22 protein-coding genes are annotated in these 23,811 nt (G+C 69.3%); 15 read left to right on the forward strand and 7 right to left on the reverse strand.

Annotated elements, in window-relative coordinates; translation table 11 throughout:
- Nucleotides 1–45: 45 nt before the first annotated feature.
- Both RWQ91_RS06740 and RWQ91_RS06745 read right to left on the reverse strand, forming a co-directional pair.
- Nucleotides 46–1,164, reverse strand: coding sequence for a 5-methyltetrahydropteroyltriglutamate--homocysteine S-methyltransferase (locus RWQ91_RS06740; protein WP_314503925.1), 1,119 nt, complete (start codon nucleotides 1,162–1,164; stop codon nucleotides 46–48).
- A 77-nt stretch (nucleotides 1,165–1,241) separates the two neighbouring features.
- Nucleotides 1,242–2,096, reverse strand: coding sequence for an IclR family transcriptional regulator (locus tag RWQ91_RS06745; RefSeq protein ID WP_314503927.1), 855 nt, complete (start codon nucleotides 2,094–2,096; stop codon nucleotides 1,242–1,244).
- A gap of 250 nt (nucleotides 2,097–2,346) precedes the next feature.
- Between RWQ91_RS06745 and RWQ91_RS06750 the strand changes: the two genes are divergently transcribed.
- From RWQ91_RS06750 to RWQ91_RS06785, 8 genes are all read left to right on the forward strand, one after another.
- Nucleotides 2,347–3,129, forward strand: coding sequence for an ABC transporter ATP-binding protein (locus tag RWQ91_RS06750; protein WP_314503930.1), 783 nt, complete (start codon nucleotides 2,347–2,349; stop codon nucleotides 3,127–3,129).
- Nucleotides 3,116–3,826 (forward strand): ABC transporter ATP-binding protein, encoded by a 711-nt coding sequence (locus RWQ91_RS06755; RefSeq protein ID WP_314503933.1) that lies wholly within the window; start codon nucleotides 3,116–3,118, stop codon nucleotides 3,824–3,826. Before RWQ91_RS06750 ends, RWQ91_RS06755 begins: the two co-directional genes overlap by 14 nt.
- Nucleotides 3,827–3,828: 2 nt before the next feature.
- Nucleotides 3,829–4,710 (forward strand): branched-chain amino acid ABC transporter permease, encoded by an 882-nt coding sequence (locus RWQ91_RS06760; RefSeq protein WP_314503936.1) that lies wholly within the window; start codon nucleotides 3,829–3,831, stop codon nucleotides 4,708–4,710.
- 8 nt (nucleotides 4,711–4,718) lie between these two features.
- A complete protein-coding gene (locus RWQ91_RS06765; protein ID WP_314503939.1) occupies nucleotides 4,719–5,801 on the forward strand; it encodes a branched-chain amino acid ABC transporter permease in 1,083 nt (360 codons plus the stop codon).
- Nucleotides 5,798–7,087, forward strand: a complete 1,290-nt coding sequence (locus RWQ91_RS06770) for an ABC transporter substrate-binding protein (RefSeq protein WP_314503941.1) — start codon at nucleotides 5,798–5,800, stop codon at nucleotides 7,085–7,087. Before RWQ91_RS06765 ends, RWQ91_RS06770 begins: the two co-directional genes overlap by 4 nt.
- Before the next feature lie 288 nt (nucleotides 7,088–7,375).
- Nucleotides 7,376–8,272: a cupin domain-containing protein gene (locus RWQ91_RS06775; protein WP_314503942.1), complete on the forward strand. Its 897-nt coding sequence runs from the start codon at nucleotides 7,376–7,378 to the stop codon at nucleotides 8,270–8,272.
- On the forward strand, nucleotides 8,265–8,969 hold the full coding sequence (locus RWQ91_RS06780; protein ID WP_314503945.1) for an SDR family NAD(P)-dependent oxidoreductase: 705 nt from the start codon (nucleotides 8,265–8,267) through the stop codon (nucleotides 8,967–8,969). Before RWQ91_RS06775 ends, RWQ91_RS06780 begins: the two co-directional genes overlap by 8 nt.
- Nucleotides 8,970–9,017: 48 nt before the next feature.
- Nucleotides 9,018–10,463, forward strand: a complete 1,446-nt coding sequence (locus RWQ91_RS06785; protein WP_314503947.1) for an amidohydrolase family protein — start codon at nucleotides 9,018–9,020, stop codon at nucleotides 10,461–10,463.
- 1 nt (nucleotide 10,464) lies between these two features.
- On the opposite strand, the gene RWQ91_RS06790 is transcribed toward RWQ91_RS06785, so the two are convergent.
- Genes RWQ91_RS06790 through RWQ91_RS06800 form a run of 3 tightly spaced genes read right to left on the reverse strand, consistent with a single transcriptional unit; the run spans nucleotide 10,465 to nucleotide 12,571 of the window.
- Nucleotides 10,465–11,346 carry an NAD(P)-dependent oxidoreductase gene (locus RWQ91_RS06790; RefSeq protein WP_314503949.1) on the reverse strand — a complete coding sequence of 294 codons (882 nt, stop codon included), beginning with the start codon at nucleotides 11,344–11,346 and terminating at the stop codon, nucleotides 10,465–10,467.
- Nucleotides 11,343–12,050 (reverse strand): GntR family transcriptional regulator, encoded by a 708-nt coding sequence (locus RWQ91_RS06795; protein ID WP_314503950.1) that lies wholly within the window; start codon nucleotides 12,048–12,050, stop codon nucleotides 11,343–11,345. Before RWQ91_RS06795 ends, RWQ91_RS06790 begins: the two co-directional genes overlap by 4 nt.
- Nucleotides 12,047–12,571: a VOC family protein gene (locus RWQ91_RS06800; protein WP_314503952.1), complete on the reverse strand. Its 525-nt coding sequence runs from the start codon at nucleotides 12,569–12,571 to the stop codon at nucleotides 12,047–12,049. The genes RWQ91_RS06795 and RWQ91_RS06800 overlap by 4 nt, the downstream gene beginning before the upstream one ends.
- 158 nt (nucleotides 12,572–12,729) lie before the next feature.
- Here RWQ91_RS06800 and RWQ91_RS06805 point away from each other — a divergent pair, with 158 nt between their 5' ends.
- Nucleotides 12,730–14,916, forward strand: a complete 2,187-nt coding sequence (locus RWQ91_RS06805) for a thiamine pyrophosphate-dependent enzyme (protein ID WP_314503954.1) — start codon at nucleotides 12,730–12,732, stop codon at nucleotides 14,914–14,916.
- Nucleotides 14,916–16,238 carry a dihydrolipoamide acetyltransferase family protein gene (locus tag RWQ91_RS06810; RefSeq protein ID WP_314503955.1) on the forward strand — a complete coding sequence of 441 codons (1,323 nt, stop codon included), beginning with the start codon at nucleotides 14,916–14,918 and terminating at the stop codon, nucleotides 16,236–16,238. Before RWQ91_RS06805 ends, RWQ91_RS06810 begins: the two co-directional genes overlap by 1 nt.
- A 99-nt stretch (nucleotides 16,239–16,337) precedes the next feature.
- Here the strand turns inward: RWQ91_RS06810 and RWQ91_RS06815 are convergent, their stop codons facing one another.
- The gene (locus RWQ91_RS06815) at nucleotides 16,338–16,787 is read right to left on the reverse strand and encodes a VOC family protein (protein ID WP_314503956.1); all 450 of its coding nucleotides are present in this window, start codon (nucleotides 16,785–16,787) and stop codon (nucleotides 16,338–16,340) included.
- A gap of 256 nt (nucleotides 16,788–17,043) precedes the next feature.
- On the opposite strand from RWQ91_RS06815, the gene RWQ91_RS06820 reads away from it, so the two are divergent.
- The 5 genes from RWQ91_RS06820 to RWQ91_RS06840 are packed head-to-tail and all read left to right on the forward strand — an operon-like array spanning nucleotide 17,044 to nucleotide 22,481.
- Nucleotides 17,044–17,823 (forward strand): SDR family NAD(P)-dependent oxidoreductase, encoded by a 780-nt coding sequence (locus tag RWQ91_RS06820; RefSeq protein ID WP_314503959.1) that lies wholly within the window; start codon nucleotides 17,044–17,046, stop codon nucleotides 17,821–17,823.
- A 47-nt stretch (nucleotides 17,824–17,870) separates the two neighbouring features.
- The gene (locus RWQ91_RS06825) at nucleotides 17,871–19,253 is read left to right on the forward strand and encodes a Xaa-Pro peptidase family protein (protein WP_314503963.1); all 1,383 of its coding nucleotides are present in this window, start codon (nucleotides 17,871–17,873) and stop codon (nucleotides 19,251–19,253) included.
- Nucleotides 19,250–20,359: an alcohol dehydrogenase catalytic domain-containing protein gene (locus RWQ91_RS06830; RefSeq protein ID WP_314503966.1), complete on the forward strand. Its 1,110-nt coding sequence runs from the start codon at nucleotides 19,250–19,252 to the stop codon at nucleotides 20,357–20,359. Before RWQ91_RS06825 ends, RWQ91_RS06830 begins: the two co-directional genes overlap by 4 nt.
- A gap of 45 nt (nucleotides 20,360–20,404) precedes the next feature.
- Nucleotides 20,405–21,463, forward strand: a complete 1,059-nt coding sequence (locus RWQ91_RS06835; RefSeq protein ID WP_314503968.1) for a 2,3-butanediol dehydrogenase — start codon at nucleotides 20,405–20,407, stop codon at nucleotides 21,461–21,463.
- A gap of 43 nt (nucleotides 21,464–21,506) precedes the next feature.
- Nucleotides 21,507–22,481 (forward strand): zinc-binding dehydrogenase, encoded by a 975-nt coding sequence (locus RWQ91_RS06840; protein ID WP_314503971.1) that lies wholly within the window; start codon nucleotides 21,507–21,509, stop codon nucleotides 22,479–22,481.
- 25 nt (nucleotides 22,482–22,506) lie between these two features.
- Here RWQ91_RS06840 and RWQ91_RS06845 read toward each other — a convergent pair whose 3' ends face one another.
- On the reverse strand, nucleotides 22,507–23,586 hold the full coding sequence (locus tag RWQ91_RS06845; RefSeq protein WP_314503973.1) for an SDR family oxidoreductase: 1,080 nt from the start codon (nucleotides 23,584–23,586) through the stop codon (nucleotides 22,507–22,509).
- Nucleotides 23,587–23,811: the final 225 nt, after the last annotated feature.

Here is a 23,811-nt window from a genome sequence, read left to right on the forward strand (position 1 = left end):
CGATCACCGGGTCGCGCAGTCAAGCGCCCGACATCACGGCGAGGCTCAGGCGTCGGGCCACACCTCGGCAGCAAGGGCGACGGTCGCCTCGATCTTCGCCCACTGCTCGGCCTCGGTCAGCACGTTGCCCTCCTCGGTCGAGGCGAAACCGCACTGCGGGCTGAGGGCGAGCTGGTCGATCGGCGCGATCGCGGCGGCCTCGTCGATGCGGCGCTTGAGGTCGTCCGGGTCTTCCAAAGCGCCGGACTTCGTGGTCACGAGCCCGAGCTCGACCACCTTGTCGCCGACCGGCAGGAACCGCAGGGGTTCGAAGCCCCCCGCGCGCTCGCTGTCGTACTCGAGGAAGTACCCGTCGAACGCGGTCTCGCCCAGCAGCTGCTCGGCGACCGGCTCGTAGCCGCCGGAGGAGATCCACGTCGAGCGGAAGTTGCCGCGGCACACGTGCGTCGTGATCACCAGGTCGTCGGGCTTGTCGCGCAGCGACGCGTTGATCAGGGCCGCGTAGCGCTCGGGGAGGTGATCGGTGCGGATGCCGCGCTCGGCGGCCTTGGCCAGCTCCACGTCCGAGCAGAGGTACGCCCATGCCGTGTCGTCGAACTGCAGGTAGCGGCATCCGGCGTCGTAGAAGGCCTGGACCGCGTCGCGGTAGGTCGCGGCCAGGTCGTCGAAGATGTCGTCGTGCCCGCCGTAGGCCGAGCCTTCCAGAGCGTCGCGCTCGAGGCGGAAATCGAGCACGGTCGGCGCCGGGATGCTGAACTTCGGCACGACGCCGGCGGCTTCGGCGACGGGCTTGAGGAAGCGGAAGTGCTCGAGCATCGGGTGGTCGGCCGGGAAGCCGACCGGGCCGTCGATATGCAGGCCGAGCGGGCGGGTCTGCACGCCCTGGAACTGGATGCCGTGGTCGAGCTCGACGACGTTGACGCCGTCCAGCATCCCGAAGAAGTCGAAGTGCCACCACGACCGGCGGAACTCTCCGTCGGTCGCGACGCGCAGGCCCGCCGCGGCTTCACGCTGCACGAGGGCGGTGATCGCCTCGTCCTCGACGAGCCGCAGCGCCTCGGCGTCGAGGCGGCCCTCGGCGTGGGCGGCGCGTGCGGTCTTGACGGCCTCGGGCCGCAGGAAGCTGCCGACGATATCGGCGCGGAACGGGGGGTTCACAGACATACCGACAACCATAGTGATCGGCCGCAGGGGAGCCCACGGGAGTGTCGTGGGGTTACGGCTCGCCCTTCACGCCGGCGCTAGGAGCCGGTCGCCTCGAAGTACTCCATGGACCGCACCGAGGAGTTCACCAGGGGCCGGAAGCGGCCGCCGGGGGTCGCGGCGGGGTGCCCGGTCGGCAGGTATGCGGCCCGCAGCGAGGCGCCGATCTCGCCCGCGGCTCGCGTGAGCAGCTCGACGTAGGGGAGGGCCGGTGCGCCGTCGTTGGGCACGACGACGCTGATGGCGGCGATGACGTCCTGGTGGGCGCCGTAGACCGGCACCGCGATGCCGCGGGATTCCTCGTGAATGTGCCCCTCGCACACCGCCCAGCCGTCGGCGCGCACCCGGCGCAGTGCCGCGTGCAGCTGCGCCTCGGTCTGGATCGTGTGCGGCGTGTAGCGGCGCAGCGGCGCCGAGAGGACGGCATCCACCAGTCCCTGACCCGAGTGGGCGAGCAGCACGAGCCCGCTGGAGGACGCGTGCAGGGGGATGCGGCCGCCGATGAGCGTCGCATTCAGCACGGCGTCGCGGGCGGAGAGCCGGTCGAGGAACAGCACGTCAGTGTCGCTGAGGACGCCGAGCTGCGTGTGCTGGCGAACGCGCGCCTGCACCGCCTGCAGGTACGGACGGGCGAGCTCGCGCAGCCCGAGCGCTCCCGGCGTGCGGCAGGCCAGTTCCCACAGGCGCACGCCGAGGCGGTAGGTGCGATCGGGCAGACGTTCGAGGAGTCCCTCGCGCTCGAGTTCGCCGACGAGCCGGTGCGCGGTCGAGGGCGCGAGCCCGGCGCGCTCGGCGATCTGCGACAGCGTCAGGAAGGGCACGGCCGCCTCGAATACGCCGAGCACCCGCAGGTGTTTGTGCAGCGCGGATTCGCCGTCGGATGCGCGTGCCATGGGTCTCCTCGTCGAGCCGTCGTCCTGAAGGGGTCATGGTAGACCTGGTTCCGTTCATCGGAAAGACCCTGTCCTGGCGTGCGCTCACCCCCGTAGGTTTTCGACCAATCGGTCACGTGATGATCACGGAACCGTTATTCGCCCCAAAATCGTTGACAATCTCGTTCTCGATCCATAGCGTTTCCCTCAGTCGGTAGGCACCCGGACCGCCGCAGTCCCGAGCAACGATGCGAACGGGGAAAGGTGACTCATGGCCGCTCGGCTCGTTCTGAACGATGTGTCCCTGCGCTTCGGCGGCATCAAGGTGCTCGAAGAGGTGGGCTTCGAGGTCGAGCCGGGCCAGATCTTCGGACTCGTCGGGCCGAACGGAGCCGGCAAGACGTCCCTGTTCAACTGCATCAGCGGCCACTACAAGCCGTCCTCGGGCACGATCCGCATCGACGAGACCGAGGTGCAGGGCTCTCAGCCCTCGGCCCTCTCGCGCCACGGACTGGCGCGCACGTTCCAGCATCCCGCCCTGCAGCTGCAGTCCACGGTCCTCGAGAACGTCCTGCTCGGAGCCCACACCCGCCTGCCGGGCGGGCCCGCGGAGTGGGCGCTGCGGCTGCCGCGCACCTGGCGCTCCGAGAAGGCGCTGCGCATCGAAGCGCGCGACCTGCTCGAGCGCAACGGCCTGGGCTGGGCGGCCGACGTGCACGCCGACGAGCTCTCGCACGGACTGCACAAGGGCATCGAGCTGTGCCGCGCGCTGCTCTCCAAGCCCCGGCTGCTGCTGCTGGACGAACCGGCCGCCGGGCTCCCGCACGCGGAGGTCGAGCAGTTCATCGCGACGATCAAGCGCCTGCGCGATGAGGAGGACATCACGGTCGTGATCGTCGAGCACCACATGGGTCTCATCGCCGCGCTGACCGACCGCGTGGTCGTGCTCGACCACGGCCGGACGCTCATGGAGGGCACCGCCGCGGAGGCGCAGTCCGACCCGCGCGTCATCGAGGCGTACATCGGCAAGGAGGCCGCCGATGACGCTGCTTGAGCTCACCGAGGTGACCGCCTTCTACGGGCCGGTGCAGGTGCTCGAGAGAGTGTCGCTGTCGGTTCCCGATGGCGGCGCGGTCGGCATCCTCGGGGCGAACGGCGCGGGCAAGACGACGACGCTGCGAGCGATCAGCGGAACGGTGCGGGCGGGCGGGTCGATCGTCTTCGACGGTAAGGACATCAAGGGGATGCGGCCGGACAAGGTCGCCGCCCTGGGGATCGCGCACGTGCCTGAGGGGCGCGGGACCCTGGCCGGACTGACGGTGCGCGAGAACCTGCGGGTCGGCGCGTACCTGCGCACGGACCGCAAGGGCATCGACAGTGACATCGAGTACTGCCTGGACCTGTTCCCCAACCTCCGCGAGCGCATCGCCTCGCACGGCTCGGCGCTCTCGGGCGGCGAGCAGCAGATGCTCGCGGTCGCCCGAGCGGTCATGGCCAAGCCGCGGCTCATGCTCCTGGACGAGGCATCCCTGGGCCTCGCGCCCAGCACGGCGAAGAACGTCTATCAGGCCATCGGCCGGCTGCGGAAGGAGTCGGGCATCGCGATGCTCGTCGTGGAGCAGAACGCCAACCTCGCCTTCACCCTCGTGGACACCGCGACCGTGCTCGAGACCGGGCGCAACGTGCTGACCGGCACCTCGACCGAGCTCAAGGGCATGGACGAGATCCGACGCGCCTACCTGGGGGGCTGAGCATGGGCACCTTCATCCAGCTCGTGATCGACGGCCTCTCGGCCGGGTCGATCTACGCGGCGCTCGCCCTCGCGATCGTGCTCGTGAACCAGGCCACCGGCCTGATCAACTTCGCCCAGGGCGGCATGGCCGTGCTCGCCGCGTACTTCGCGTACACGTTCCTGCAGTGGGGCGTGCCGCTCATCCTCGCGATCCTGCTGTCGATCCTCGTCTCGTTCGTCCTCGGCGCCCTCATCGAGCGGTTCCTGATGCGGCGCTTCGAGCAGGGCGACCCCGACACCGCGGTCGTGGTGACGATCGGGCTGCTGACGCTGATCACCGGTCTCTGCGGCTACATCTGGAGCTTCAACAACCTGCAGTTCCCCTCACTGTTCCCGCTGCAGAACGTCACGATCCTCGGTGCGGTGGTGAGCGTCCGCTCGATCGGCACCACGCTGGTGATCGTCGGCATCATGATCCTGCTGCAGCTGCTGTTCATCGGCACCAAGCTCGGCCTCGCCCTGCGGGCGGTCGCGATCAACCCGCAGTCGGCGTCCTTCTCGGGCCTGCCGGTCGGGCGCCTGCTCATGGTCGGCTGGGGGCTCGCTGCCGGGCTCGGGGCGATCGCCGGGGCGCTCATCGCCCCGTCGCTCACGCTCACCCCCGGGATGATGGACTCCGCGTTGGTTTATGCGCTCGCCGCCGTGATCCTCGGCGGACTGTCGAGCCCCTTCGGCGTCGTGATCGCCGCGTGGCTGATCGGGGTGCTCGAGAACCTCGCCGCGGTCTACGTCCCGTTCATCGGCTACGACCTGAAGATCGCGGTGCCCTTCATCCTGATCTTCGTCGTGCTGATCGTGCGGCCGCAGGGGCTGTTCGGTCGCAAAGAAGTGGTACGCGTCTGATGGCCGCCGTGACTGCGTTTCTGAGCAGGCCGTGGGTGCGGGGGGCACTGGTCGCACTCGTCGTGATCCTGCTCGCGGTCGCGCCGCTGATCTTCGACGCCTATACCAACCAGACGCTCGCGCGCATCGGCGTGTTCGCCGTCGCGGTCCTGGGCTTGAACGTCGTGATGGGCTACACCGGGCAGGTCTCGCTCGGTCAGATCTTCTTCGTGGGCGTCGGGGCATACGTCACCGCCTACGGCGTGCAGCAGGGATGGAACATCGCGCTCGTGTTCATCCTGGCCGTGCTGATCCCCGGCGTGATCGGACTGCTCATCGCCCTGGCGGCCGCCCGCCTCGGCGGCCTCGCGATCGCCATGGTCACGATCGCGCTGCCGATCATCGGGGTGCCGCTGGCCAAGCGGCTGTCGGAGTTCACCGGCGGATCGCAGGGTCTCTCGGCCCGGTTCTCGGCAGCGCCGGAGTGGACCGGTCTGTACGACGACCAGTGGCAGCTGTACATCGTGATCCTCGTCGCCGGGATCGTGTTCCTCCTCACCCGCAATCTCGTGCGCGGCAAGTACGGGCGCGCGTTCGCGATCGTCAAGGGCAACGAAGCCGTGGCGTCGTCGATGGGCATCTCGCCGTACCGGTACAAGGTGCTCGCGTTCACGATCGCCTCGCTCATCGGCGGCGTCAGCGGATTCCTCTACATGGTGGTGATCCAGTACACCTCGCCCGAGACCATGAGCTTCGGCCACTCGATCACGCTGGTGGCCGCCATGGTGATCGGCGGTGCGGGAAGCATCATCGGGTCGCTGCTGGGCGGCGCCTACTACGTCCTCGCACCGGTGGTCACGAACAACATCGACTCGAGCCTCACCACGGTGCTGCAGGGCGTGATCCTGCTCGTGATCCTGTTCGTCCTCCCCGGCGGGCTCGTTTCGCTGCCGCGGCTGTGGCGACGCCGCAAGAGCGAGAACCGAGGGATGCCGGCCGGCGGTGCCGCGGCATCCCGAGCCGGCACAGCCACGGTCTCACCGACGCAAGCCGACCCCACGTCCGTACCCAACCCACCCACACAGTCAGAAGGAAAGAGGCAGGACACATGAGCACCACGCACAAGAGACTGCGGATGACCTCCGTCGTCGCAGGCATCGGCATCGTCGCCGTCCTCGTCGCCGGGTGCGCCCGCGGCGGAGACGCCGGTGGGGGCGCCAGCGGCGACGCCACCGAGGGACCCGCCGAAGCCAGCCCGGGCATCACCGACACGACGCTGACGTTCGGCATCACGAGCCCGCTGACCGGCCCGACCGCCGGCCCCGGAAACTGCACCGTCGACGGAGCTCTGGCCTACTTCGGCGTCAAGAACGCCGAGGGCGGCATCGAGTTCGGCGACGGCAAGACCCGCACGATCGAGATCAAGAGCTACGACGACGCCTACGATCCCCAGAAGGCCCTTGCCAACTTCCAGCAGATGGTCTCGGACGGCGTCTTCGCCGCGGGCGTCGGGCTCGGCACCCCCACCAACCGGGCGTGGCGCGAGGCCGCGATCGACGAGGGGGTCCCGCAGGTGCTGGTCATGACCGGCGACCCCATCTTCAGCGACCGCGCCGAGAGCCCCGAGCAGATCGGGCTCGTGCCGATCTACCAGCAGGAGGGCGGCGCGTTCGGCGAGCTGCTCGCCTCGTCCGGCGAGGACCACAAGGTCGCGATCCTGAGCCAGAACGACGACTACGGCAACGGCTACGTCGAGGGCTTCATGGACGCGATCGACGGCGCAGACAACATCGAGGTCGTCAAGCAGCTGACCTACGAGGCGACCGACACCTCGGTCGACGCGCAGCTGACCGAGCTGGCGGCGAGCGGCGCGGACGTCTTCTTCAACGCGATGTCGATCACCCCGCTCGTGATCTCGTCGCTGAAGAAGACCGAGGAGCTCGGCTGGACGCCCAGCTGGTTCCTGCCCTCGAACACCTCGAGCCCCGGCGGCATCCTGCAGCAGCCCGACGTGAACGCTGCCGCGTTCCCCGGCATCTACACGGTGGCCTTCTCGCAGTCCGCCGCGAGCCCGACTTTCGCCGAGAGCGACGAGGGCAAGGCGTTCCTCGATGCGATCGCGGAGTACACCAACCAGGAGGGCGTGCCCGCGTTCCCGCACTGCGTGTGGAGCTGGATCGCAGCCGCGACCCTCGAGCAGGCCTTCATGAAGATGGAGGAGCCGACGCGCGAGAGCTTCATGGATGCCCTCATGAGCATCAAGGACTACAGCGCGCCCTTCATGCTCGAGGGCTCGACGATCGACACCACCCAGGACGGCAAGCCCGCCGTGTCGGCCGTTCAGGTGCAGAAGTACAACGGCAAGGGCTACGCTCCGGCCGAGTCGTACGGCGGCTGATCGGTTCGATCGGTCTCGGGCCGGGTCGTCTGCTTTCGAGCGGGCGGCCCGGCCTTCTTCGTGCGCGGGGCGCGGGCCTTCTTGCGCGAATCCACGCGCTCCTCGCGAACCCATGCGCTCCGGGCCGCTGGAACGCATGGGTTGGCGGCGAACGCATGGGTTCGGGCCGACCTGGCGAGTGCGCGCGCGACCTTGACAAGCACCGGCGCGCGGACTTCACTATGTGGTGAGTGAGATGTTTAGTCGTGCTGAACATGGATGTTCAGTCTCGCGCTCGATGGAGGCCGGATGACTGCCAGACACGTCGTGCGTCGCGCGGCCGACGCGGAGTACGTGAACGACGCCATCGCCCCGGAGGCGACCGGCTTCGGCAGGTGGCGGGCGGTCGGCTTCGCCGACGGTTCGTCGCACACGGACTTCGGCATCACGCGGCTGCAACCCCGCGGCCTGATCCCCACGCACTTGCACTCGTTCGAGGAATCGTTCCACCTCCTCGAGGGCGAAGTCGTCCTCGTGACCACCGAGGCGACCGTGCGCCTCGTCGCCGGCGACTACGGCGTCATCCCGATCGGCGTGCCGCATTCGTGGCACGGGACCGAGGTCGAGGCGGCATGGGCCGACGTGCTCTCACCGCCCCCGCGGCCGGAGCACGACTGGGACACCTATCGCGCGGCGGAGCTCCCCCAGAGCACCCCGAGGCCGGTCGATCCCCGCGACCCGCGCACCCGCTCGTTCGGCAACATCACGGCGGATCACATGAACCCCGGCCGGCAGTCCCAAGAGCTGCTCGCCGTCTCGGCCAGCATGCGCACGGCCCTGCTGGTCTACAGCGGCATCACGCTCAAGATGATGGTCGACTCCGACCTCGGGGCGGTGCTGCACACGATGTTCATGGTGCAGTACGAGCCCGACGGCGTGGCAGGGCCCCACGATCACCCGCTCGAGGAGGCGTACCTGATCACCGACGGCGAGGTGGACGCGACCTTCGACGGCGAGGAGTACCGACTCAGCGCCGGCGACATCGCGTGGGCCGGCGTGGGGTGCGTGCACTCGTTCCGCGCCACCGGTGCCCCGGTGCGCTGGGTGGAGACCCAGTCACCGCAGATGCCCCCGCGGCACGCATACCGCTTCGCCCGCGACTGGGTCTACCTGAAGGAAGCACTCGATGAGCGACAGCATGACTGAACGCACGATCGCCGTCATCGGAGGCACGTCCGGGATCGGTCGCGAGCTCTCGGCATCCCTGCTCGCACGCGGCGACCGCGTGATCCTTTCGGGGCGGGATGCCGAGCGGGCGGCATCCGTCGCGGCCGAGCTCGGCGACCGGGCGTCCGGCATCGCGGTCGACCTCTCCGAGCCCGAAGGACTCAGAGCGCAGCTGCAGAGCATCGGCGAGCTGCACGGACTCGTGCTCGCCGCCGTCGAGCGGGACGCGAACACGGTGCGCGACTACGACATCGCCCGGGCGCGACGGCTCGTCACCCTCAAGCTCATTGGATACACCGAGGCCGTCCACGTCCTGCTCGATCGGCTCGCTCCGTCTCGCGACACCGGAATCGTCCTGTTCGGCGGCCGCGCGAAGGATGCACCGTACCCCGGCTCGACCACCGTCTCGACGATCAACGGCGGCATCGACGGGCTGGCCCGCACGATGGCGCTCGAACTCGCGCCGATGCGGGTGAATGCGATCCACCCCGGCATCATCGGCGACAGCCCGTTCTGGGCCGGCAAGACCGCCGCGGTCGACGCCTACTCGTCGCGGACCCCGGGCGCGCAGCTCGCGACGATGGCCGACATCGTCTCGGCGACCACCTTCCTGCTGGACAATCACGGCGTCTCGGGCGTGAGCCTCGACGTCGATCGGGGCTGGCGCCTGACCTGACGCGCACCCGCGCACTTCACGAACCCGTCACTCAACGAGGAGGATCCCATGACCAATCCCGACGCGCCGCACGCGGAGGACTTCGGCGGCGACCGACCAATCGTGTTCCGCGGGGGCACGGTGATCACGGTCGACAGCGCCGGCGTGCTCGAGAACGCCGACGTGCTGATCGTCGGCGACACGATCCGCGCTGTCGGTCCGCAGCTCGAAGTGCCGGAGGGCACGCTCGAGATCGATGCGAGCGGCGGCATCGTCATGCCCGGCATGATCGACACCCACCGCCACATGTGGCAGACCGCGCTGCGCGGCTACGGCGGCGACTGGGCACTGAGCCAGTACTTCGTCTTCTACTACCTGACCTGGGGCCACGTTTTCCGGCCCGAGGACATCTACGCAGGAAACCTGCTCAGCGCGCTCGAGTCCGTCGATCAGGGCGTGACCACCACGCTGGACTGGTCGCACGGACTGCGCACGCCCGAATACGGCGAGGCCGCGCTCCAGGCGATGCGCGAGATCCCCGGGCGCTTCGTGCTCGCTTACGGCAACTACCTCGGCGCGCCGTGGGAATGGTCGAACTCCCCGGAGTTCCGCGACTTCGTCGTGCGCAACTTCAACGCCCCCGACGACATGATGGGCCTGCAGCTGGCCTTCGATGTGCCCGATGACCCGGACTTCCAGGCCGAAGGCGCGTTCCGGGCGGCCCGTGACCTGGATCTGCGGGTCACGACCCACGCCGGTGTCTGGGGTGTGACCACGGACAAGAGCATCGGGCAGATGTACGACGGCGGGTGGATGACGGACAAGGTCGCCTACGTGCACGCCTCGTCACTGAGCGATGACAGCTATCAGAAGATCGCCGCGACGGGCGGCACCGTCTCTGTCGCGACCGAGAGCGAGCAGAGCGCGGGCCAGGGCTACCCGTCGACGTGGAAGATCCGCAAGTTCGGCATCCCGGCGTCCCTGTCGATGGACACGAGCGTCTGGTGGAGCGCGGACTTCTTCTCGGCGATGCGCTCGACCCTGAGCGCGTTCCGCTCCCGCGACCACCTCGAGGCGCAGTCTCAGGGCGAGACGGTCAACGTCAATCGCATGCGCGCCGAGGACGTCGTGTGGCAGGCGACGATGGGCGGCGCGACCACGCTCGGGATGACCGACAGACTCGGGTCGCTCACGCCCGGCAAGAAGGCGGACGTCGTCCTGCTCAAGAACGACGAGTCGCCGGCGATGACGCCGATCCTCAACCCGTACGCGCACGTCGTCTACCAGGTGGGCACCGCCGACGTGCACACTGTCGTGGTCGACGGAAAGGTCGTCAAGTACGACGGCAAGCGCATCGGGATGCCGCTGGCCCCGGTGCGCGACAAAGTCGCGGCATCGGTCGAGTACGTCCGCGGCGAACTGGGCGAGGCGGCCTGGGATGAGTGGATGCACCCGCAGATCCCCGTGGACGAGGAGATCCCCAACCCGTACACGTACCAGGACGAAGAGGACTGAGTCAGGCGCGGCCCACGCTTCGGCGGCTGACCTCGGCCACCGCCGACCAGTCCAGGGCTGCGAGGTCGGGGTCGGCCAGCGCGGTCTCGAACCTCTCGCGCAGCACGTCGGCCATCGGAACATCCACGCGTCCCTCGGCGGCCAGTTCCTCGGCGAGGCCGAGGTCTTTGCGGCCCAGGGCGACGGTGAAGCCGGGCGGGGTGTAGCGCCGCTCGGCGATGATCGCTCCGTAGCCGGTGTGGACGACCCCGCCGAAAAGGCTCGCACCGATGAGCTCGACGAACTGCGACGCGTCGACGTCCTGGGACTCGACGAGCGCGATCGACTCCCCGAGGGATTCGAGCGACTGCAGGATCATGAAGTTCACCGCGATCTTGACCGCATTCGCCTGGCGGGGCGTCTCACCGAACCGCCAGCGGCGCACGCTGCAGTGCACGAGGTAGGAGTCCACGACATCGAGCGCCTCGGCGGGCCCGGCAAGCAGCACGTTGAGCTTCCCCTGCGCGGCGACCTCCGGCCGGCCGAGCACCGGAGCGGAGACGTAGCGCACTCCGGCATCCGCGAACCGGGACGCGAGGACATCGGCCATCGCGGCGCTGATCGAAGCCATGTTCACGTGGATGCGCTGCACGTCGGTGCGGCCGAGATTCTCCGCGCTCAGCACCTCATCGGCGGCGGTGTCGTCGGCGAGCATCGAGAACGACACGGGGGCGGCGAGGGCGTCGGCGGCGGATGCGGCACGCTGGGCGCCGGCATCCACAAGGCCCTGCGCGGCGGCGGAGTCGCTGCGATTCCACACGCTCACCGGAAGGCCGGCGGCCAACAGGCGGCCGGCGATCGCCGTGCCCATCCGGCCGAGCCCGAGGAATCCGAGGGTGGTCATGCTGATCTCCTTGCTGCCGGCGACGCCGACGAGGCGGGGTGGGAGGCGAAGACCTCGGGATGGCCGGCGAGCTGCCGGCGCGTGCGGCGGATGTGGCCGGCCAGCAGGCTCTCCGCGCTGTCGAGGTCTCCGTCGCGGATGGCCGCGACGATCAGGCGATGCTCGTCGTGCACGGTCTGCCGCGCCCGGTCATCCATGAGAGCGGTGTAGACGCGCCGGTACGCCTGCGTGCGGTTCCACAGCCGGTGCACCAGGTCGCTGAGCACGACCGTCTCGGCTCCCGCGTAGGTGGCCAGGTGGAACGCGCGGTCCAAGGCCAGGAACTCCTCGGGTTCGGCCGCCTGTGCCATCTGCTCCGCGAGCTCGGCGAGGCGCTGGAGCTCCGGCTCGCCCAGGTCGGGCGCGCTCATCCGCAGCAGCAGCGGCTCCACGCGCTCGCGCACACGGTAGATCTCCTCGCATTCGGGCAGGCTCAGCGACGACACGCGGGCGCCGCTGTTGGCCACGAGCGTCACAAGGCCTTCGGCGGCGAGCATGCGCAGGGCTTCGCGCACGGGCGCGCGGCTCGCGCCGGTCAGCTCGGCGATCTGCTCCTGGCGCACGCGGGCTCCGGGCGCTAAGTCGCCGCGGACGATGGCCTCGCGCACCACATCGGCGATGTGGGCGGTGGCCTCGCCGTGCTCGGGCTGGCGGACGGCGGTCATTCGGCCGGCCTGGCCGGGTGCCACAGCGCGGGTCCGCCCGCGCGCTCATACGCCTTGCCGTGCGGGTAGCTCACCAGCTCGAGCTGCATCCCCCACGGCGAGAGGAAGTAGACCCAGCGCTGGCCCTCACTCGCGTTCCGGCTCGCGGTCGGTTCGCCGAGAACCCGGACGCCCTGTTCTCGCAGATAGGCGACGGCGCTGTCGAGGTCGTCGACATAGAAGGCCAGGTGGTGGCCGCCGATGTCGCTGTTGCGGGGCTGCGGAGACTGGCCGTCGGCGGCATCCCATTCGAAGATCTCGAAATTCGGGCCGAATTCGCACCGGTAGAAGCGCAGCTCCCGCATCACGCTGCGCGGGTCGACCGCGAGGTGCTCGCTCATCCAGTCGTCGTCGGCCCGGAATGGGCCGAGCGAGTAGACGTACCGGCAGCCGATCACGTCGACGAAGAAGGCGTGCGCCTCGTCGAGGTCGGGCACGGTGAAGCCGATGTGCTCCGTCCCTCGCAGGCCAGGAAGTGCCATATGCGTTCCCCGATCGTCTTCGACCTTCAATGGATCCAATGTAGAGCAGTGAGTATCGATTCGTCCATTCCCGGCCGTCGAAGTCTTGCAATTGGATCCAATGCTGCCTATCGTGAGAGGCGGCACGCATCGCCGCGCGCCGAGGAAGGACGACTCCGATGCCGAAGCACCTCCGACTCGAGTCCGGGACGCCCTGGGTCGAGCTGACGACGACGGCCGCCGACTGGAAGGCCGCCGACCCGGCGCTGCTGGCGGGGATGCTGGCGCAGCTGCACCTCATCCGCGCCTTCGAGGAGACCGTGCTGGAGCTCGCCGGCGAGGGACTCGTTCACGGGCCCGCGCACTCCAGCATCGGCCAGGAGGGCGGTGCGGTGGGCTCCATCATCGGCCTGCGATCCACCGACGCCATCAACGGCTCGCACCGCGGTCACCACCAGTTCCTGGCCAAGGCCCTCACGCACGTCGGCGGGATCCGGTCCGACCTCACCGCACTCGTCACCCCCGAGATCCAGGAGGTGCTGCAGCGCACCCTCGCCGAGATCCTCGGACTCGCTCAGGGCTACTGCCGCGGGCGCGGCGGGTCCATGCACCTGCAGTGGTTCGAAGCCGGCGCGCTCGGCACGAATGCGATCGTCGGAGGCGGAGCGCCGATGGCGACCGGCAACGCCTGGGCGCAGAAGCACTCCGACACCACCGACCTGACGGTCAACTATTTCGGCGACGGTGCGAGCCAGATCGGCTCGGTGCTGGAGAGCATGAACCTCGCCGCCACCTGGAAGCTGCCTGTCGCGTTCTTCATCGAGAACAACATGTACGGCGTCTCGACCCACGTGTCTGAGATCACGGCCGACACCCGCCTCTCGGTGCGGGGCCAGGGCTTCGGCATCCCGTCGTGGCGTGTCGACGGCATGGATCCGCTCGCGGTGCATCTCGCGATGGCCGAGGCGGCCGAGCGGATGCGCTCGGGTGCCGGCCCCGCCGTGGTCGAGGCCCAGGTCTACCGCTTCTTCCACCAGAACGGCCCGTACCCGGGGAGCGCGTTCGGGTACCGCACGAAGCAGGAGGAGGCCGAGTGGCGCGAGCGGGACCCGTTGCTGCGCGTCGCCGCCGAGATGGGAAAGCTCGGACAGGTCACCGCGGAGGAGGTCGAGTCGGTGCGCGCGCAGGCGCAGCAGGCCATGCGCGACGCCGTCGCGGAGCTGCTCGAATCCGACCCCGAGAACGCGGGCAAGCGGCGCATCAAACCCGAACTGTGGCCGGAGCCCGCGTTCGTCGACGTCGGCCTGCGCGGAGACGCGAGCGAGCTCGCCGGCGCACGGACGCTCGATCCGGCGACCGATGCGGCCGACATGGTCCCGTCCAAGTTCGTCGACGCCGTCGCGGCGGTCATGGGCCGTCGCATGGAGGAGGATCAGCGCATCGTCGTGCTCGGCGAAGACGTGCACCGTCTGTCCGGCGGAACGAACGGCGCGACCAAGGGGCTGGCGGCGCGGTTCCCCGATCGCGTGCTCGGAACCCCGATCAGCGAGAACGCGTTCGCGGGGCTGGCCGGCGGAATGGCGCTGGACGGCCGTTACCGCCCGGTCGTGGAGTTCATGTACCCCGACTTCATGTGGGTGGCAGCCGACCAGGTGTTCAACCAGATCGGCAAGGCGCGTCACATGTTCGGCGGCGTGAACCCGGTGCCCCTCGTGCTGCGCACGAAGGTCGCGATGGGATCGGGCTACGGCTCGCAGCACCTGATGGATCCAGCCGGCATCTTCGCCACGAGCCCGGGCTGGCGGATCATCGCGCCCTCGACCGCCGCCGACTACGTCGGACTCATGAACACCGCGCTCGCCCTCGAGGATCCGGTGCTCGTGATCGAGCACGTCGACCTCTACGGGAGGGCCGACGAGATCCCCGACGGCGACCTGGACTACCAGCTGCCGTTCGGCAAGGCGGCCCTGCGCCGCGAAGGACCGGACGCGACGATCATCAGCTACCTCTCGATGGTCCACCACTGCATCGAGGCGGTGGAGCAGAGCGGGCTGGAGGCCGATGTGATCGACCTGCGCTGGCTGGACCGGGCGTCGCTGGACTGGGAGACGATCGGCGAGTCGGTCAAGAAGACCAATGCCGTGCTGATCGTGGAGCAGGGAGCGCAGGGCACGTCGTACGGCGGCTGGCTCGCCGACGAGATCCAGCGGCGCTACTTCGACTGGCTCGATCAGCCCGTAGAGCGCGTGACCGGCAGCGAGGCGAGCCCGAGCATTTCGAAGGTGCTCGAAAGGGCCGCGATCGCCCGCACCGAAGAGGTCGTCGCCGGGCTCGAGCGCCTGCGCGCGGGAATGGGCGGTGCGTGATGGCCACCACCATCCGGATGCCGGAAGTGCTCACGGGCGTGACCGAGGCCGCGATCGCCACCTGGCTCGTCGAGGTGGGGCAGCCGGTCGAGGTCGGCACCCCGCTCGCCGAGATCGAGACGGACAAAGCGGTCGTGGAGTACGCCTCCGAGATCGCCGGCACCGTGCTCGAACTGCTCGCGGCCGAGGGCGCGGGCGTCGCGATCGGCGACCCGATCGTCCTCGTCGGTGCGGCGGGGGAGACCGTCGGCACACCGCTGGCCCCGGTCACGGGGGATGACCCCGCCAGTCCCCAGACCGGCGACGAATCACCGGTGCCCTCGGCGCCGGTCGGTCCCGCTGCCCCCGTGACGTCGGCTGTGGCGGATGCCGCTCCCTCGGCGCCGGTCGTGGCGGACGCCGCTTTCGCGGAGCCCGCCCCGACGACCGAACGCCGGTTCGTGAGCCCGCTGGTGCGGCGCCTCGCCCGCGAGCGCGGCATCGATCTGACCGCGATCAGCGGGACCGGCCCCAACGGCCGGATCGTGCGCCGTGACATCGACGGCGCGGATGCCGCTCCTGCGGTGCCCGCCTACACCGCAGCCCCCGAGACCGCCCAGCCTCCGGCGCCCCGCGCGGCGGCATCCGCAGCGCCTGCTGAGGGCGGCTTCGACGAGATCCCGCTCACCGGGATGCGGCGTGCGATCGCCCGGCGGCTCACCGAGAGCAAATCGACGGTGCCGCACTTCTACCTCGTCGCGGACTGCCGCGTCGATCGGCTGCTCGAGCTGCGCCGCGAGGTCAACGAGTCCGCGTCGGTGCGCATCTCGGTCAACGACTTCGTGCTCAAGGCGGTCGCCGGCGCGCTTCGTGCGGTGCCGGACGCGAACGCGACGTGGGGCGAGACGGTGATCCGCCGGCACCACGATGTCGACATCGCGGTGGCCGTCGCGATCGAGGGCGGACTGGTCACACCCGTGGTGCGCGGCATCGACCGGCTGAGTCTCAGCGAGATCTCCGCCGCGGTCGCCGACGTGGCCGAACGCGCCCGCGTCGGCCGGCTCAAGCAGCATGAGCTCGAGGGCGGGTCGTTCGCCGTCTCGAATCTCGGGATGTACGGCACGAAGGAGTTCTCGGCCATCATCAACCCGCCGCAGGCGGGCATCCTCGCCGTCGGCGCCGCGCGCAAGGCGCCGGTCGTCGAGGGGGATCAGCTCGTCGTGGGCACTGTGATGACGATCACCCTCTCGGCCGACCATCGCGTGCTCGACGGCGCGGTGGGGGCACAGCTGCTGGCGGCGATCGTCGAGCGGATCGAGAACCCGCTGCGCATGCTCGTCTGACCCAGTCCTACCCGCGAACCCACCCGTTCGCCGCCAGTCCATGCGCTCGACCGCCCGCCGGCGCATGGGTTGGCGGAGAGCGTATGGGCTCGGCGGGGTTCAGGGCTTGGGGTACTGCCAGATCTCGAGCTGGATGCCGTCGGGATCGCGCAGGTACGCCCACTGCGAGCCGGCCAGATCGCCGTCTGTCAGGGTGACCGGTGGCCCGTTGAACACGGCACCGCGCGCCTGCAGGTCGTCATAGGCCGCGGCCATGTCGTCCACGACGAAGCAGATGTGAGCGGCGCCGACGTCGCCGTTCGTGCGGTCCCACTGCTTGCCCTCGGGCCGGTGGTACTGCAGCAGCTCCAGGTTGACGTTGCCCACCCGCACCATGCAGAACGACAGCGTCGCGCCCGGCACCTGGACGCCGCGCTCGAGGTCCGGTCCCTCGCCGTGATTGACCGGCCCGGGCTCGAACCCGAAGATCCGCGAGTACCATTCCAGCGACCGCTCGAGGTCGCTGACCGTCACCCCGACGTGGTGCACACCCTCCGTGACGAACGCCATTGCTCTCTCCCTCGCGCATCGGCCCCGGCGCACAATCGCGCGCTGGGAACTGAACGATATCCACTGTGACTCAACACCATGCGCTGTGCAGTCGCAAGAGGCGCCGCGCACCGCGGAACACGATCAGGTGCAAATCCCGCGCGAACACGCGGCTCGGAAGGACTTCAGGACGGGGCTGTGCAGAAACGCACAAGTTCACTTATAGTGAACAGTGTGCACACGGGTGCACGTCGAGCCGGGCAGCGAAGGAGCTCCGATGGCAGACAGACTCCGCGGTCGGACGATCGTGGTCACCGGAGGCGCCTCCGGGATCGGCGCGGCACTGGCGATCGGGTTCGCGGCTGAGGGTGCGAATGCGGTCATCGCCGATCTCAGCCTCGAGGCAGCCGACGCGCTCGTGGCGCAGATCCGGTCCGACGGCGGCAGCGCGAGCGCGGTCCGCGTGGACGTGACCGACCGCGAGTCCGTGCGAACCGGCATCTCCGACACGATCGAGCGCCACGGCCGCCTCGACGCGTACTTCAACAACGCGGGCATGAACGCGCCGATGAAGTTCCTCGACGTCACCGAGCAGAACTTCGAGCTCGTGTTGCGGGTCAACACCCTGGGCGTGCTGATCGGCATCCAGGAGGCGGCGAAGCAGTTCATCGCCCAAGGCGGGGGCGGCAAGGTCGTCAACACCGCCTCGATCGCGGGGCGCCAGGGCTTCTCGAGCTTCGCGCCGTACAGCGCCGCCAAGGCGGCGGTCATCTCGCTCACCCAATCGGGTGCTCGAGCGCTCGCCGAGCACGGCATCACCGTCAACGGCTTCGCGCCGGGCGTGGTGGCGACCCCGCTGTGGACGAAGCTCGACCGCGAGCTGGAGGAGATCGGCGAGGGCCAGAACGGCTTCGACTCCATGGCCAGCGGCATTCTCTTGGGCCGGGCGGCGGACCCGGCCGACATCGTCCCGACGGGCATCTTCCTCGCGGCACCCGATTCCGACTACATCACCGGCCAGATCATCCCCATCGAAGGCGGCATGATCCTCGTCTGAGACGAGTCCGTGCCCGACCCCGAGCCTGAGAACCGAGAGAGCGCATCATGAAGAGCACCGGCACCACGGGAACCAACGCGGTCGACTGGGAGACGCGGGTCGACTTCGACCGGCTGCGCGATGACAGACTCGCCAGGCTCCGCTCTCAGCTCGAGAGCTCCGAGCTGGGAGCAGTGCTGGCCTTCGACTTCGCCAACATCCGCTACATGACCGCGACGCACATCGGCACCTGGGCGATGGACAAGCTCATCCGCTTCAGCCTGCTGACCCGCAACTCCGATCCCATCTCGTGGGACTTCGGTTCGGCCGCGAAGCACCACAAGCTGTACAACCCGTGGCTGGACGTGACGAGCACGGAGATGGATGCCGATCCCAGCGCGCCGCACGAGGGGGCCAAGCGCCCGCGGCTGGAGAGCGGCGCACGCGCCGGGATCTCCACGCTGCGCGGCGCCTTCCCGCCCGACGCCGGCATCGCCGAAGGGGTCGCCAAGAAGATCAAACGGGAACTCGAGAAGTTCGGCCTGGCGAACCAGCCTCTCGGAGTCGACGTGATCGAGCTGCCGATCCTGTTCGCCCTGCAGCGCGAGGGCATCGAGGTCGTCGACGGCCAGCAGCTGTTCATGGAGGCCCGACGCATCAAGACCGGCGACGAGATCCGCCTGCTCACCCAGGCCGCCTCGATGGTGGATGCCGCCTACGAAGAGCTGTACCGGTTCCTGCGTCCCGGCGTCCGCGAGAACGAAGCGGTGGGGCTCGTGGCCAAGACGCTCTACGACCTCGGCTCGGAGTACGTCGAGGGCGTCAACGCGATCTCGGGCGAGCGCTGCTCGCCGCACCCGCACGTGTTCAGCGACCGGCTGATCCGTCCCGGCGATCCGGCGTTCTTCGACATCCTGCACAGCTTCAACGGCTACCGCACGTGCTACTACCGCACGTTCGCGGTCGGCTCGGCCAGCTCGGCGCAGCGCGACGCGTACACCCGGGCCCGCGAGTACATGGATCGCGCGATCGCGCTCGTCAAGCCCGGGGCGACGACGGCCGACATCGTCTCGGTGTGGCCGACGGCGCAGGAGTTCGGCTTCGCCGACGAGGAAGCGGCTTTCGCCCTGCAGTACGGCCACGGCGTGGGGCTGTCGATCTGGGAGAAGCCGATCTTCTCGCGCCTGGTCAGCCTCGACCACCCCGAAGAGCTCAAGGAGGGCATGGTCTTCGCTCTCGAGACCTACTGGCCCTCGGCAGACGGGTGGGGGGCAGCACGGATCGAGGAGGAGCTCGTGGTCACCGCCGACGGCTGCGAGGTCATCACGAAGTTCCCCGCCGAGGAGCTGCTCGTCGCGGGCCAGCGCTACTACGCCGTGGGCGGCCCGCTCAACCTGACCCGCGACTCGCAGTCGCACCTCAACACCGAGTGGGGGCGCGGCAGCGCATGACCGGCGCGAGCCCGATCCCCGACACCATGTCGGCCGCGGTGTTCCATGGCCGGGGCGATGTGCGCGTCGAGCGGCGCCCGATTCCGTTGCCCGCCGCCGGCCAAGCGCTCGTGCGCGTGCTGCGCAGCGGCATCTGCGGAACCGATGCGACCGAGTTCAGGTCCGGCCCGATCATGTTCCCCATCGATCGCCCGCACCCGGTGAGCGGCCATCAGGGTCCGCTGGTCATCGGGCACGAGTTCGTCGGCGAGATCGTCGCGCTCGGCGCTGAGGATGTCGGGGGCTTCGTCATCGGCGACCGGGTGGCCTCGGGGGCGGGCGTTTCGTGCGGCGAATGCGACCGGTGCCTGGAAGGCCGCACGAACCTCTGCCAGCGCTACGTGACGCACGGCTTGAACATCGACGGGGGCTTGGCCGAGTACGTCGCGGTCGCGGTCTCGACGCTCAGGCCCATCCCGCAGAACTGCTCGCTGGATGACGCCGGTGTGGCCCAGCCGCTGGCGGTCGGTCTGCACGCCGCCCGCCGCGCCGGCGCCCGGGACGGGGATCGCGTGATCCTCTTCGGTGCGGGCGCGATCGGCACATTCATCCTCGCCGGACTGGTCTCCCTCGCGGATGCTGAGATCATCGTCGTGGACTTCGCCGGTGAGCGGCTGGATCGGGCGCTGCGCATCGGGGCGGCCCACGTCGTCGAGGTCGAATCGGACGTCGAGGCCGGGCTCCGCCGGCTCGTGGGTCCGCGTGGCGCGGACGTCGTGATCGAAGCCACCGGGGCGCCGGGCCAGCTCGCGAGAGCCCTCGATTTCGTGCGCCCGGGCGGCACGATCCTCGGTGTGGGCCTGCCCTCCGGTGCACAGGAGCTGAACGTGCACCGCCTGGTGCTCAGCGAGGTGTCGATCGTCACGACCGTCGCGCACGTGTGCGACGAGGATCTCGCGCCTGCGCTGCAGATCCTGGCCACGACGGACCTGGGTGAGGAGCTCGTCGAGGCGGTGTACGGATTGGATGCCGTCCCCGAGCAGCTCGGACGCCTGGCCGCCGGACAGATCCGGGGGAAGGTCCTGTTCGACCCGACCCGCAGCCGGCAGCACGCCCCCGCGGCGTGAGCAATCGATCGAGAACGTGCAACCGATGAAGGGTGAGAGAGCGACATGAGAGCAGCCGTCTTCCACGACGCCAAGGACATCCGGGTCGAGGAGGTGGCCGAGCCCACCTCCGTCGGCCCGACGGAGGTGCGCCTGCGCCCGCTGTGGTGCGGGATCTGCGGCACGGACCTGCACGAGTACGCGGTCGGGCCCATCGTGATCCCCACGAGCCCGCACCGGCTGAACGGCTCGGTCGCCCCGCAGATCCTCGGTCACGAGTTCTCCGGGGAGGTGCTCGAAGTCGGACGCGAGGTCCGCTCGGTGGGCGTCGGCGATCGGGTGTCGGTCATGCCGCTGCTGTTCTGCGGCACGTGCTACTTCTGCCAGCGGGGCCTCAACCACCTCTGCACGTCGATGGCGTGCGTCGGCCTCAGCGACGCGTGGGGTGGGATCGCGGAGCAATGCGTCGTCCCCGAGTCGAAGGTCTCGAAGCTCCCCGACTCGATGTCCGACATCCAGGGAGCCCTGGTCGAGCCGACGGCGGTGGCCGCCTACGGCGTCGACCGTGCCGGTGTCCGCCCCGGCGACACGGTCCTGATCACTGGGCTCGGTCCGATCGGCGCGCTCGCGTCGCTGTACGCGGCGTCCCTCGGCGCCACGGTCTTCCTCTCGGAGGTCAATCCGAAACGGCGCGAACTGGCGCGCTCGCTGGATGTCGGCGAGCTGCTGGACCCCCGCTCGACCGACGTCGCCGCGGAGCTGAAGGACCGCACGGGCGGAATCGGGGTGGATGCCGTGATCGAGTGCTCCGGCAACGAGATCGCCCTGCAGACCGCTCTGGCGGCCGTGCGGGCGTCGGGCAGCATCTCGCAGACGGGGCTGCACACCCGCCCTGCCGCGATCGACCCGATGGTGCTGTCCGAGCGCGACATCACCCTGCGCGGCACGTGGTGCTACCCCGTCACCGACTGGCCGCGGATCATCTCGCTGATCGGCGGAGGCCGAATGGATGTCGAGCAGGTCGTGAGCGCCCGCATCGACATGGCCGACATCGTCGAGAAGGGCTTCGAGACGCTGCTGTCGCCCACGGGCGACCAGGTCAAAGTCCTCGTCCGGGCGCAGTAGCCGGTCGCAGCATCCGATCATCCACATCACCCCGGGAGAGCACATGAAGGCACTGCGATTCGTCGCCGAAGGAGTTCCGCAGGTCGACGAGCTGCCCACCCCGCAGATCGCCGCCGACGAAGTACTGATCGCAGCCCGATCGGTCGGGGTCTGCCATTCCGACATCGAGCTGCTCGAAGGTCGCTACATCATCCCGTTCCACTACCCGCTGATCCCGGGACACGAATGGTCGGGCGAGGTGATGGCCACCGGCGAGGCCGTCACGCGCTTCACGAAGGGCGACCGCGTCGTGGGGGAGTGCGTGATCGGCGACGACCACTTCGGGTTCTCGATCAGCGGGGCAGCCGCCGAGCTCTTCATCGCGAAGGAGTCGTGGCTGCACCGCCTGCCCGACGAGGTCACCTGGACGAACGGTGCGCTCGTCGAGCCGTTCAGCGTCGCGTACTACGCGCTCATGCGGATCGGCAACGTCAATGCGAGCGACACGCTGGTCGTGCTCGGCGCAGGACCCATCGGTCTGGCGGTCTGCGCGGGTGCCGTCGCCCTCGGCGCGCGCACGATCGTCGTGGAGCCCAGCGCGCACCGCCGGGAGAAGGCCCTCGCGCTCGGCGCGCATCGCGCCGTAGCACCCGACGAACTGGACGAGCTCCTCGCGGGTCTGACCGGCGGCACGGGCGCGAGCGTGGTCGTCGAGGCCACCGGACGCCCCGACGTCATGGCTCAGGCGCTGGAGATCGCGGGGTTCAAGGCCCGCATCGGCTACATCGGCATCGACGTCGGCCGGGAAGCGCCCGCAAAGCTCGGGCTCATCCAGTCCAAGGAGCTGACGATCACCGGGTCGATCGGCTCGCCCGGTGTCTGGCCCGAGACGCTGCGCTTCATGGCCCAGACCGGGATCGACCTGTCGTCACTGGTGACGCAGCGGTACCCGATCGACGAAGCCACCGAGGCGCTCGCCGCGGCTCAGCGGCCGGCCGAGACCATCAAGGCGCACATCGAACTCACCGCGACGCTCTAGCGCGCGGTGAGCTCGATGGGGGGCTTCAGGGGATGAGGCGCGCCTCGCGGTAGCGGGCGATGTTCTCGAAGAAGCTCCGCGGCGTCGCGCGGAAACCGAGGAAGCCGGCTTCCTTGCTCTTGTTCATGTCGGTCAGGCACTCGATCTCGCGGCCGAGGTCGCTGTCGCTGTGCCACCACGATGCGAGCTTGGTCACGTCGGCCTCGGCGAGGCCCTCTCGCGCCGCGATCCGACGCCACACGTCGGGGGCGACATCGGTCATGGCTGCCTCGAGCGTGCGCGGGGTCTCGGTCGGGCCCTCCCAGGCCAGCCCGAAGTGGTCGGCGATCTGCGGCCACAGCCACCGCCAGCGGAACACGTCGCCGTTCGCGATGTTGAACGCCTCGTTCTCGGCTGCCGGGTGAGTCGATGCCCATACCAACTGCTCGCCGAGCAGGTCGGCATCGGTGAGGTCGGTGATGAAATTCCACTGCTGCACGGATCCGGGGAAGACGAACGGCAGACCGAGCTCCCGGCAGATCGTGGCGTACACCGAGAGCGTGAGCACCATGTTCATCGCGTTGTCGACCGCGAAGCCGAGGATGGTGTGCGAGCGGTGCACGCTCCAGGTGAAGCCCATGCGCTCGGCGGCGGCGAACAGCTCGTCCTCCTGCGCGTAGTAGAAGTTCGGGCTGGGCAGCCGCGGCTCGTCCTCATGGAAGGGCGTCTCCGCTTTCACCCCGGTCGCATAGTCCTCGAACGGGCCGAGATAGTGCTTCAGGCCGGTGAGCAGGGCGACGTGCCGGACGCCGCCGTCAGGCTCCAGCCCGGCGAAGAGATTGCGGAGGGTCAGGCTGTTGACCTCGATGTTCTCCGCCTCGGAGTCCTTGCGGATCCAGGCCGTGACGATGACGATCTCGGGGCGGATGCCGGCGACCGCGGCGCGGGTCGCATCGGCATCCAGAAGGTCGGCGGGGACCGCCCGAACGCCGGAAGGCAGCCGGTCGGTGCGCCGCGCGAGTCCGTGCACCTCCCACCCGTGACGCATCAGTTCATGCGACACGGTCTGGCCGGCGATCCCGGTCGCTCCCACCACGAGCGCCCGTCGCGTCTGCGCACTGCTCATCACGATCTCCTTTGAACGGGTTGTACAGCTGAAGTAAACAGTACCTCAGGCGCGGCGTGTGCTCCAGGCGATCCTCGACGCGGAGTCGCATTCGTTGATTCCATGCGGGTCAGGAGCGCTTGAGACGCTACTTCACCCGTCGCCGGGACGACATGGTGAGGGAATCGTTACTTGTGCATCTTGTGAACAAGGGCAACACTCCATAAAGTGTGACTCAACACTTCG

This window comes from uncultured Microbacterium sp. (genome assembly GCF_963524805.1).
Classification (GTDB): domain Bacteria; phylum Actinomycetota; class Actinomycetes; order Actinomycetales; family Microbacteriaceae; genus Microbacterium.

Excerpts from the sequence above, each read along its gene's own strand:
- RWQ91_RS06810 (WP_314503955.1), top strand. The coding sequence starts at position 14,916 with ATGGCCACCACCATCCGGATGCCGGAAGTGCTCACGGGCGTGACCGAG.
- RWQ91_RS06830 (WP_314503966.1), top strand. The coding sequence starts at position 19,250 with ATGACCGGCGCGAGCCCGATCCCCGACACCATGTCGGCCGCGGTGTTC.
- RWQ91_RS06760 (WP_314503936.1), top strand. The coding sequence starts at position 3,829 with ATGGGCACCTTCATCCAGCTCGTGATCGACGGCCTCTCGGCCGGGTCG.
- RWQ91_RS06805 (WP_314503954.1), top strand. The coding sequence starts at position 12,730 with ATGCCGAAGCACCTCCGACTCGAGTCCGGGACGCCCTGGGTCGAGCTG.
- RWQ91_RS06755 (WP_314503933.1), top strand. The coding sequence starts at position 3,116 with ATGACGCTGCTTGAGCTCACCGAGGTGACCGCCTTCTACGGGCCGGTG.
- RWQ91_RS06840 (WP_314503971.1), top strand. The coding sequence starts at position 21,507 with ATGAAGGCACTGCGATTCGTCGCCGAAGGAGTTCCGCAGGTCGACGAG.
- RWQ91_RS06800 (WP_314503952.1), bottom strand. The coding sequence starts at position 12,571 with ATGGCACTTCCTGGCCTGCGAGGGACGGAGCACATCGGCTTCACCGTG.
- RWQ91_RS06740 (WP_314503925.1), bottom strand. The coding sequence starts at position 1,164 with ATGTCTGTGAACCCCCCGTTCCGCGCCGATATCGTCGGCAGCTTCCTG.
- RWQ91_RS06745 (WP_314503927.1), bottom strand. The coding sequence starts at position 2,096 with ATGGCACGCGCATCCGACGGCGAATCCGCGCTGCACAAACACCTGCGG.
- RWQ91_RS06815 (WP_314503956.1), bottom strand. The coding sequence starts at position 16,787 with ATGGCGTTCGTCACGGAGGGTGTGCACCACGTCGGGGTGACGGTCAGC.
- RWQ91_RS06825 (WP_314503963.1), top strand. The coding sequence starts at position 17,871 with ATGAAGAGCACCGGCACCACGGGAACCAACGCGGTCGACTGGGAGACG.
- RWQ91_RS06775 (WP_314503942.1), top strand. The coding sequence starts at position 7,376 with ATGACTGCCAGACACGTCGTGCGTCGCGCGGCCGACGCGGAGTACGTG.
- RWQ91_RS06835 (WP_314503968.1), top strand. The coding sequence starts at position 20,405 with ATGAGAGCAGCCGTCTTCCACGACGCCAAGGACATCCGGGTCGAGGAG.
- RWQ91_RS06770 (WP_314503941.1), top strand. The coding sequence starts at position 5,798 with ATGAGCACCACGCACAAGAGACTGCGGATGACCTCCGTCGTCGCAGGC.
- RWQ91_RS06820 (WP_314503959.1), top strand. The coding sequence starts at position 17,044 with ATGGCAGACAGACTCCGCGGTCGGACGATCGTGGTCACCGGAGGCGCC.
- RWQ91_RS06845 (WP_314503973.1), bottom strand. The coding sequence starts at position 23,586 with ATGAGCAGTGCGCAGACGCGACGGGCGCTCGTGGTGGGAGCGACCGGG.
- RWQ91_RS06795 (WP_314503950.1), bottom strand. The coding sequence starts at position 12,050 with ATGACCGCCGTCCGCCAGCCCGAGCACGGCGAGGCCACCGCCCACATC.
- RWQ91_RS06750 (WP_314503930.1), top strand. The coding sequence starts at position 2,347 with ATGGCCGCTCGGCTCGTTCTGAACGATGTGTCCCTGCGCTTCGGCGGC.
- RWQ91_RS06790 (WP_314503949.1), bottom strand. The coding sequence starts at position 11,346 with ATGACCACCCTCGGATTCCTCGGGCTCGGCCGGATGGGCACGGCGATC.
- RWQ91_RS06785 (WP_314503947.1), top strand. The coding sequence starts at position 9,018 with ATGACCAATCCCGACGCGCCGCACGCGGAGGACTTCGGCGGCGACCGA.
- RWQ91_RS06780 (WP_314503945.1), top strand. The coding sequence starts at position 8,265 with ATGACTGAACGCACGATCGCCGTCATCGGAGGCACGTCCGGGATCGGT.